Source organism: uncultured Thiocystis sp. (assembly GCF_903866365.1).
In the GTDB taxonomy this organism is placed as follows: Bacteria; Pseudomonadota; Gammaproteobacteria; order Chromatiales; family Chromatiaceae; genus Chromatium.
In genome coordinates this window covers 1-6,886 of record NZ_CAIPNF010000258.1, presented here as the reverse complement: position 1 = coordinate 6,886, position 6,886 = coordinate 1, and the positions used below count along the sequence as shown (strand labels likewise).

Annotated in this window: 7 protein-coding genes and 1 riboswitch; of the genes, 3 read left to right on the top strand and 4 right to left on the bottom strand. The window is 62.5% G+C overall.

Annotated features, from left to right (window positions below; all coding sequences use genetic code 11):
* On the bottom strand, positions 1–509 hold a 509-nt coding region (locus tag QZY07_RS14265), incomplete at its 3' end, for a DHH family phosphoesterase (protein WP_295403966.1).
* A gap of 148 nt (positions 510–657) precedes the next feature.
* Positions 658–1,077: a DUF6858 family protein gene (locus QZY07_RS14260; RefSeq protein ID WP_295403963.1), complete on the bottom strand. Its 420-nt coding sequence runs from the start codon at positions 1,075–1,077 to the stop codon at positions 658–660.
* Between the two features lie 268 nt (positions 1,078–1,345).
* Between QZY07_RS14260 and QZY07_RS14255 the strand changes: the two genes are divergently transcribed.
* Positions 1,346–1,633 (top strand): co-chaperone GroES, encoded by a 288-nt coding sequence (locus tag QZY07_RS14255; protein ID WP_014777259.1) that lies wholly within the window; start codon positions 1,346–1,348, stop codon positions 1,631–1,633.
* A 67-nt stretch (positions 1,634–1,700) separates the two neighbouring features.
* Complete coding sequence (gene groL, locus QZY07_RS14250) at positions 1,701–3,335, top strand: chaperonin GroEL (RefSeq protein WP_295403958.1); 1,635 nt, start codon at positions 1,701–1,703, stop codon at positions 3,333–3,335.
* 157 nt (positions 3,336–3,492) lie between these two features.
* On the opposite strand, the gene mazF is transcribed toward groL, so the two are convergent.
* Positions 3,493–3,816: an endoribonuclease MazF gene (mazF, locus tag QZY07_RS14245; RefSeq protein ID WP_295403955.1), complete on the bottom strand. Its 324-nt coding sequence runs from the start codon at positions 3,814–3,816 to the stop codon at positions 3,493–3,495.
* 15 nt (positions 3,817–3,831) lie between these two features.
* On the bottom strand, positions 3,832–4,074 hold the full coding sequence (locus tag QZY07_RS14240; protein ID WP_295403952.1) for an AbrB/MazE/SpoVT family DNA-binding domain-containing protein: 243 nt from the start codon (positions 4,072–4,074) through the stop codon (positions 3,832–3,834).
* Positions 4,075–4,431: 357 nt separating this feature from the next.
* A riboswitch (cobalamin riboswitch) is annotated at positions 4,432–4,680 on the top strand.
* Between the two features lie 173 nt (positions 4,681–4,853).
* Here QZY07_RS14240 and btuB point away from each other — a divergent pair.
* Positions 4,854–6,725, top strand: coding sequence for a TonB-dependent vitamin B12 receptor (gene btuB / locus QZY07_RS14235; protein ID WP_295403949.1), 1,872 nt, complete (start codon positions 4,854–4,856; stop codon positions 6,723–6,725).
* Positions 6,726–6,886 lie beyond the last annotated feature (161 nt).

Genomic DNA, 6,886 nt, shown 5'->3' with positions numbered 1-6,886 from the left:
GCGTCCGGGAGCCGGTCGCCGGGCAGATGATGATCGGTGACCAGTACCGGAATGCCCAACTCGCGCGCCCGCGCGACGCCGGCGATGCTGGCGATGCCGTTATCGACCGTGACGATGAGATCCGGGCGCTGCGTCAGGGCCGCCTCGACCACCGCCGGACTGAGTCCATAGCCAAAGGCGAAGCGGCTGGGCACCAGGTAGGACACCCGCGCCGCGCCCAGCGCGCGCAGACCGCGCACGGCGAGCGCGCTGCCGGTGGCGCCGTCCGCGTCATAGTCGCCGACGATCAGCAGATGACCGCCGGCGCGAAGCTGGTCCGCGAGCAGCGCCACCGCCCGGTCGAGTCCGTGCAGCGCGCCCATGGATTCCAGCGCGCCGAGCCCCGGCGCGGCCTCCTCCGCATCGGTCAGTCCGCGATTGGCATAGAGCGCGGCGAGCAGTTCCGCGGGGGTTTGGGCGGCCGCGATGTCGGCATGGTTCGGAATGCGGCGGATCTGAATGGGAGTCACGGGGGCTGGTCAGTCTGATCGCATGTCGAATTGAAGAGTCGACAAGATTAACCTCCTTACCGTCCGGCTGGCAGGAATTCTTGCACGCCCGAGCGCCCGCCATCACGGATCCGCCAAGATCCGCAACGCATCGGGCGATCGACGGGGCCTACTCGTCTAGGGGCGCAGACTCGTCCGCGACATCGACGATCGCCCTGACCCAGGACTCCATCGCCAGATTGGCCAGCGGCATGGGCGCTTCCAGAAAGGTCACCACGAAGCTGTCCGGCTTCTCGACCACGCCGATGGAACGAGGGCGCACGGCCATCACATGGGCATTCGGCAGATGGGTGCCGAAACAGAAAATGATGTGCTTGGCGGCCAGGATGTCATTGGCGATTTCGCCCTCGGGGAGCGCGCTGGTGTGGTCGAAATGATCGAACGTGGCGATGAGTCGAGCGATTTTGTGCTCGCTCACGCAGTCGTTCAGATAGGCGATGATGGCGTCGACATCGCTGAACCGGGTCTCGGTCTTCAGCACTTCCAGGGTATAGACGGGGTATTTCTCTTGCAGGAGGAACTGTTGCATTGATGCTCTCTGGATGGTTCGTCGGTGGAGGGATAACCAACTAAAATTCTAAGCAATATCGTGATGTAAGCATTGAAGATTCGCAATTCCGACGCTCGCCATGCCGAGAGCGCCATCAGCCAGGTCGCTTGACAAGGCCGGTTTTTGCATTACATTGTTAGCACTCTAACGGATCGAGTGCTAACAAGCCTCGCGCCAAGTGACGGGTTGTCCTGACCAACCCCAGTTTCCATCAAACCCTGAGATTCCCCGAGGGAGATCGCTATCCATGAAACTCCGTCCTTTACATGACCGTGTCGTTGTCCGCCGTAGCGAAGAGGAACGCACCTCCGCCGGCGGAATCCTGATTCCGGACAGCGCCGCCGAAAAGCCGATCCAGGGCGAGGTGATCGCGGTCGGCAACGGCAAGCTGCTCGACAACGGCAGCGTGCGCCCGCTCGACGTCAAGGTCGGCGACCGGGTGCTGTTCGGGAAATATTCGGGCACCGAGGTCAAGCTGGCGGACGAAAAACTGCTGGTGATGCGCGAGGACGACATCATGGGCGTCATCGCCTAGCGACCCGCCGACGCTTCACTAACCACCGATCGCTGACCACCCAATTCTTCACCGAGGCTCGAACCGCATGACTGCAAAACAGATTTTTTTTAGCGAACAATCCCGCACGAAGATGCTGCGCGGCGTGGATATCCTCGCCAATGCCGTCAAGGTCACGCTCGGTCCCAAGGGCCGCAATGTCGTGATCGAGAAATCCTGGGGCGCGCCCACCATCACCAAGGACGGCGTCACGGTCGCCAAGGCGATCGAACTCAAGGATAAGTTCGAGAACATGGGCGCCCAGATGGTGAAGGAGGTCGCCTCCAAGACCTCCGATGTCGCCGGCGACGGCACCACCACCGCCACCGTGCTCGCCCAGGCGATGGTCCGCGAGGGTCTGAAGGCGGTTGCCGCCGGCATGAACCCGATGGACATCAAGCGCGGCATCGATCAGGCCGTCGAGGCATCGGTCGCGGAACTCCAGAAACTCTCCCGTCCCTGCTCGACCAATAAGGAAATCGCCCAGGTCGGCACGATCTCGGCCAACACCGACGAGTCGATCGGCAACATCATCGCCGAGGCGATGGAAAAGGTCGGCAAGGAAGGCGTGATCACGGTCGAGGAAGGCAAGTCGCTGAACAACGAACTCGACCTGGTCGAGGGCATGCAGTTCGACCGCGGCTATCTGTCGCCCTACTTCATCAATAACCAACAGAGCCAGAAGGCCGATCTGGAAGATCCCTACATCCTGCTGCACGACAAAAAAATCTCGAACATTCGCGATCTGCTCCCCATCCTGGAAGCCATCGCCAAGGCCGGTCGGCCGCTGCTGATCGTCGCCGAGGATATCGAGGGCGAAGCGCTGGCGACCCTGGTCGTGAACAATCTGCGCGGCATCCTCAAAGTCTGCGCGGTCAAGGCGCCCGGCTTCGGCGATCGTCGCAAGGCGATGTTGCAGGATATCGCCACCCTCACCGGCGCGACCGTGATCGCCGAGGAAGTCGGCCTGTCGCTCGACAAGGCGACCCTGAACGAGCTGGGTTCGGCCAAGAAGATTCAGGTCGGCAAGGACGACGCGACCATCATCGACGGCGCCGGTTCGCACGACGACATCAAGGCGCGTTGCGAGCAGATCCGCAGCCAGGTCGAGGACACCACCTCCGACTACGACCGCGAGAAGTTGCAGGAACGTCTGGCCAAGCTGGCCGGCGGCGTCGCGGTCATCAAGGTTGGCGCGGCCACCGAGATGGAGATGAAGGAAAAGAAGATGCGCGTCGAGGATGCGCTGCACGCTACGCGCGCGGCGGTCGAGGAAGGCATCGTCCCCGGCGGCGGTGTCGCGCTGGTCCGTGCCATCGGCGCGGTCAAGGATCTGAAGGGCGCGAACGCCGATCAGGATGTCGGGATCGCCATCGCGCGTCGCGCCATGGAAGAGCCGCTGCGTCAGATCGTCGCCAACGCGGGCGAAGAATCGTCCGTGGTCATGAGCAAGGTCGCGGAAGGCACCGGCAGCTTCGGCTATAACGCCGCCAACGGCGAATATGGCGACATGATGGCGATGGGTATCATCGACCCGACCAAGGTCTCGCGTACCGCGCTACAGAATGCCGCGTCGGTCGCCGGTCTGATGATCACCACCGAGGCGATGGTCGCCGACGAGCCCAAGAAGGAAAAGGGTGCGGCGGGTCCAGGCGCTGGCGGCATGGATGATATGGACTATTGATGATTTCGCTCGCGTGAAATCATGGATCGTTTCGTGATGTAAGTTAGGAAACGCGCGCCTTTTTGACGGGCGCGCGGTCTTTGATCAACAGACCCGCCGTCCATCCTTCTTCTCACGCGCCATCGACGCCAGGTGTTCCGGGAATGGCGGTCGCCGTTTACAGCCCCAGTAGGGACTTGATTTTGGCCTTGATTTCGATGAGTTCGGAAACTGTCGCCCTACCCTTGCGCTCGGCTTGCCGAGTCTTCCAGTCCAGGCTTTTGACTTGATCCGACAGTGCCGCGCCGCTGGCGTCTCCGCCCGCCAGCACAACCTCGAATGGGTAGCCCTTGGTCTGGCTGGTGATGGGGACACACACGAGCAACCCGGCGCGACGGTTATACGCCTTGGGACTCAAGACGACGGCTGGTCTTCGTCCAGCCTGCTCGTGCCCACTGTGTGGCGTGAAGTTCATCCAAACGATATCGCCCTCATCCGGCACCGTAGGGCGTTGCCATCAAAGCCGTTCCTTGCCTTCGGCAAATCCGAAATCCTGTTCGTCAGGACGATTCTGGTCAGTGATTCCCGCGAGAAGCGCATCCAGCGGATACGAGGGTGCGACTGGCTCGATGATGATCCGACCTTGTTCCACGCGCACTTCGACGGCTTGATCGAGCCTCAGATGCGCCGCCTCCATCACGGCGGCAGGCAGCCGCACGGCTGGACTGTTGCCCCATTTCCGGACGAGTTGAACGGCCATTTTCCGACTCCCGTTAAAACCAATGTCGATCCGACGACAGGATAGGCCGGCAAGCCGGATGGATCAACAAAGGTATCGACAGTCATCGCGCACGGGCAAACGTATCGCCGAGCGATGCAGCGGGGCGACTCGGTGGATGTACTGCGGCGTGATGGTTCAGTGATCCAGCCAGGAAACGCGCGTGCCCGGCGATCGGGCACGCTCGCGGCCTTTCCTCCCAAAAATCCGCCAGCAAGGTGTGCCGACAGACCATCCTCCCTTTGCGGGTTATTCTTGTCCGAATGTCATCCGGTCGCCACATGATGCGATGTCCGAATGACAATTGTCAATTGACCCGTCATCGAAAAAAGCCGTAAATAGCCCGCTTGATCTTCCGGTGCCCGGATGGCCTTCGCCTGATGGGTTAAACGGGAAGCCGGTGCGCGCGCCTTCATGGATGCGCAATGCCGACGCTGCCCCCGCAACGGTAGACGAGTGAAGTCGCATCCGACGCTGGATGCGGTTCAAAACGCGACCAGATGCCACTGTGATCACTCATGGGAAGGCGTCGCGTTTGGGGATACCCGCTCGTAAGCCCGGAGACCGGCCAGAGGATCTGGAGCCGTCGACCTTTCCCGTGCGGAATGGTGGATTGTTCCTCGCCGGGGTCGCGTGGGGCGGCAGGCCGGGATGCTGGCCCCCGTCGTTTGTCCGTGGTCTCGCTCTCGTCCTGACTCCTCGCCGATCCCTCCCTGGATTGGCCCGCGCGGGTGCGCTCGGGTCGTTGCTGGAGTGTGTTCATGAAGTATCCCTTAATGCTGGTGGCGCTAACCGTGCCGCTGACCAGTCTTGCCCTCGCCGACGAGACCGCAACGACGCTGGATCCGGTGGTGGTCACCGCCACCCGCACGCCCGAACCCGAAAGTCAGACCCTGGCCTCGGTGACCGTCATCGATCGCGCCGAGATCGAGCGGCGTCAGGCCCGCTCGGTGCCGGATCTGCTGCGCGGCGTTCCGGGCGTTGCCATCGCCCAGAGCGGCGGCGCCGGTCATCCGGCCTCGATCTTTCTGCGCGGCACCAATGCCGACCATGTGCTGATCCTGATCGACGGGGTCAAGGTGGGTTCGGCGACCCTGGGCACCTCGCCGCTACAGAACCTGCCGATCGAGCAGATCGATCGCATCGAGGTGGTGCGCGGTCCACGGTCGAGCCTCTACGGCTCCGAGGCCATCGGCGGCGTTATCCAGATCTTCACCAAACAGGGCGGCGGTCCACTGACCGCCCGCGCAAGCATCGGTGGGGGCACCCTCAGCACGGGCAGCGTCTCCGCCGGGGTGTCCGGGGGCGGCGACCAGGGCTGGTTCAATCTGGGCGTCAATCTGGACCGCACCGACGGGATCAACGCCTGCGATGGCCGCCCCTCACCCTTCGCCGGCTGCGGGGTCACTCAGCCAGATCGCGACGGCTACCGCAATGTCGGCGTGAATCTGCGCGCCGGCTATGAATTCAGCGAGGCGGCCAAGCTCGATGTGCATCTGCTGCGCTCCGAGAACCGTTCGGATTTCGACGGTTCGCTGTTCTCCGGCAACGTCTCGCGTGCCGAACAGCAGGTGGTCGGCGGCTCGGCGACGTTGAAACCGCTGGAACCCTGGACGCTGATTCTGGCCGCCGGGTACAGTTGGGACAAGTACCGCGCATTTTATGAAGACGCGGCGATCGATCTCGACGACCTCTTTGTCGACAGTTTCAACACCGAGCGCGAGACCTTCTCGGTGCAGAACAATGTCGCGATCCTGCCTGGGCAGCTTGCAACGCTTGGCGTCGATTATCTGAACGACCGGGTCGATGGCACGGTCGACTACCACGAGGACGCGCGCGACAATCTCGGCGTCTTCGGCGAGTATCAGGGCCGTTTTGGCGCCACCGATCTGAAACTCAGCCTGCGTCAGGACGAGAATCAGCAGTTTGGCGCCCATGTCACCGGCAACGCGGCACTCGGTTATCTGTTCGACAACGGAATCCAGGTGTCGCTATCCTATGGCACGGCCTTCAAGGCGCCGACCTTCAACGACCTCTACTACCCCAACTTCGGCAACCCGGATCTGGACCCGGAACAATCGCGCAGTCTGGAACTGGGGCTTGGCGGGAAACTGCCGCTCGGCGCGGAGGCGTCCGGACGCTGGGGGCTCAGTCTCTATCAGACCGAGATCGATGATCTGATCGCCTTCGATGCTACGACTTTTGCCGCCGCCAACATCGCCCATGCGCGCATCCAGGGAATCGAGGCATCCGGGTCGGCGCGGATTCTGGATTTCGATCTGGGCGCCAGCCTGACCCTGCTGGATCCGGAAAATCGCTCGGATGACGCCAACCAGGGCAACCTGCTGCCTCGCCGGCCCGAGCAAAGCTTTCAGCTCGATCTCGACCGTCAGTTCCAGCGTTGGTCGGCCGGCGCGACAGTCTTCGTCGCTGGGCGCCGCTTCGACGATCTGGCCAACCGCACGCGGCTCGATGGCTACACCCTGGTCGATCTGCGGGCCGAATACGCCATCACGCCCGCCTTGCGGCTCCAGGCACGGCTGGAAAATGTCTTTGACGAGGAATATGAGACCGCCTATCTCTTCAACCAGCCGGGTCGGGCGGCGTATCTGACGCTGCGGTACGAGCTTTAGCCAGGGACGGAGTGAGGGCGCCTCATCACCTATCAGTTACTCACGGGCATGAAAGGCGGGCAACGGCAGATCGTTTTGAAGACACCGCTTCAGACGACGCAGGCCGCGGGTAAACCACGAAACCAGGCTGCGATAGAGTTTCCGGAAGCTCCAATGCCCGG